The 2,630-nt window shown below is 57.7% G+C and carries 3 protein-coding genes; all 3 read left to right on the plus strand.

Annotation, left to right across the window (positions count from 1 at the left end; all coding sequences use genetic code 11):
- Positions 1–116 precede the first annotated feature (116 nt).
- Positions 117–1,016, plus strand: coding sequence for a cysteine synthase CysM (cysM, locus tag ACOCD2_RS16420; RefSeq protein WP_293680237.1), 900 nt, complete (start codon positions 117–119; stop codon positions 1,014–1,016).
- A 1-nt stretch (position 1,017) separates the two neighbouring features.
- Positions 1,018–2,349, plus strand: coding sequence for a 23S rRNA (uracil(1939)-C(5))-methyltransferase RlmD (rlmD, locus tag ACOCD2_RS16425; RefSeq protein WP_293652664.1), 1,332 nt, complete (start codon positions 1,018–1,020; stop codon positions 2,347–2,349).
- A partial coding sequence (locus tag ACOCD2_RS16430) for a CYTH domain-containing protein (protein ID WP_293652665.1) occupies positions 2,349–2,630 on the plus strand: 282 nt, incomplete at its 3' end. The genes rlmD and ACOCD2_RS16430, both read left to right, overlap by 1 nt.

The following is a 2,630-nucleotide window of genomic DNA, read 5'->3' on the forward strand; positions in this document are numbered from 1 at the left end:
TAAGTAATTTATTGACCTGGAATCACCTGTATTGATGCCGGTTTGGTATAAAAGAAGGTTCCTATCCAAACGAGGCGCGTTAAAATACTGCCAATGCCACTCAATGCCAATGACTTATGGAATTTCAGACTCTTTCGTCCACTGTTGGAAATACGCCGCTGGTGGAACTGCAGCGATTGCCGGGAAAAACGGGCAACGTCCTGCTGGTAAAGCTGGAGGGAAACAATCCCGCAGGCTCTGTCAAAGACAGGCCTGCGCTCAAAATGATCGAGCAGGCCGAAAGACGTGGTGAGATCCGGGCCGGTGACACGCTGATAGAAGCAACCAGCGGCAATACAGGCATCGCGCTGTCCATGGTGGCGGCCATCAAAGGATACCGCCTGAAACTCATCATGCCGGACAACATGAGCATGGAACGCAAGGCTGCCATGGCAGCCTACGGTGCGGAACTGGTCCTGGTGAGCGAAGAGCAGGGCATGGAAGGCGCGCGGGATCTGGGTATGGATCTGCAATCCAGCGGGCAGGGAAAACTTCTCAACCAGTTCGACAACCCGGACAATCCCCTGGCGCACTACGAGGGAACGGGACCGGAGCTGTGGCGGGATACCGCAGGCAGAATCACCCATTTCGTCAGCGCCATGGGCACCACGGGCACCATCATGGGAGTGGCGAGATTTCTCAGGGAACAGCGCGATGACGTGCAGGTCATCGGCGTGCAGCCGGAGGAAGGGGCGCAAATCCCCGGGATACGCCGCTGGCCAAGGGAATACCTGCCGGCGATTTTTGATCCGTCACTGGTGGATAGAGAGATGGACGTGTCCCAGCAGGAAGCGGAAGACACCACCCGTGCGCTGGCGGAGAAGGAAGGTATCTTCTGCGGTATTTCTTCCGGCGGCGCCGTTGCAGCCATGCTGCGGCTCTCCCGTGAAGTAAGTAATGCCGTGCTGGTGGCCATCGTCTGCGACCGGGGAGACCGCTATCTTTCCACTGGTATTTTCGATCCGGAACATCGCTGACATGGGACGCAGAAGACGGAGGCAGAAACTGCCCCAGGAGCCAAGGGAAGCGCGGGTGGATTCCCTCAGCCACGATGGCCGTGGGGTGGCGAGAATCGATGGCAAGGCGACCTTCATTCATGGTACCCTGCCGAGCGAGCGGGTCATGTTCCGCTACACCGGCAAGCGCAAGAACCATGATGAAGGTGAAGTGGTGGAGGTGCTCGAGGCCAGTGAACAGCGTATGACGCCAGCCTGCCGTTATTTTGGCTTGTGTGGCGGGTGCAGTCTGCAGCACCTGGAAGCAGGGGCGCAGATCCGCTACAAGGAACAGACGCTGATGGATGCGTTCGCTCACATCGGCAAAATTTCCCCCGGGCGGGTTCTGCCACCCTTGACCGGTTCCTCTTCCTGGGGCTATCGCCGCAAAGCGCGTCTGGGCGTCAAGCATGTGCTGAAGAAAGGAAAGGTGCTGGTGGGGTTTCGTGAGCGCAGTGCCAGTTTTATCGCCGACATGGACAGCTGCGAGGTATTGCATCCGAAAATCGGTCATGCACTCGCTGACCTGTCCAGCCTGATAGAAAGCCTTTCCATTTCGACCCGGGTGCCCCAGATCGAAGTGGCTATGGATGACGAACGCTGTGTACTGATCTTCCGTATCCTGGAGCCTCTCACGGATGAGGACAGGGAAGCACTGCTGCATTTTGGCAGTGTCCGGGACTTCGTCATCTATATACAGGATGGCGGCCCGGATACCGTCAGGCCATTGGGCGAAGCAGCCGATCTGCACTACACTTTGCCAGATTACGGAGTGGAACTGCATTTTCAGCCGACAGATTTTACCCAGGTGAACAGCGGCATCAATCGCCAGATGATACGTCAGGCGCTGGGATTGCTGGAGCTGGAAAAGAAGGACCGGGTGCTGGATCTTTTCTGCGGAATCGGCAATTTCACCTTGCCCATGGCCACGAAGGCCGGACAGGTGACCGGCGTGGAAGGCGCCGAAGAACTGGTAGCGCGGGCCAGTGACAATGCCTCGCGAAACGGTCTGGAGAACGTCAGCTTCCATGTGGCCAACCTGTACGAATCCCTGGAACAGGAACCCTGGTTGCGCCAGACCTGCGACAAGGTGCTGCTGGACCCGCCGCGCAGTGGTGCTTTCGAGGTGCTGGCCCATCTGCCGCGCATGGGAGCGGAGCGCATCGTCTATGTGTCCTGTTATCCGGGCACACTGGCCAGGGATGCGGCAGAACTGGTCAACAACCTGGGTTACCGGCTGGTATCTGCCGGCGTGATGGACATGTTTCCTCATACCGCGCATGTCGAAAGCATCGCCCTGTTCGAGAAAACCTGATGGGAATCGAGATCGAAAGAAAATTTCTGCTGGCTTCGGATGCGTGGCGGAATGATGTGGAAAAATCCCTGAACATGCGCCAGGGCTACCTGAGCCATGATGCCCTGTCATCGGTGCGCATACGGGTCTACGGTGACCACGCGGATATCAACGTCAAGAGTACCCGGGATGGTATCCACCGGCTTGAATATGAATATCCCATCCCCCTGCCGGATGCGCAGGAGCTGTTGAGCAGGGTGGCCCACCGGCCTCTTATCGAAAAGACCCGGCATGTTCTTCAT

The organism is Thiolapillus sp. (assembly GCF_048562965.1).
Lineage (GTDB): Bacteria > Pseudomonadota > Gammaproteobacteria > Chromatiales > Chromatiaceae > Thiolapillus > Thiolapillus brandeum_A.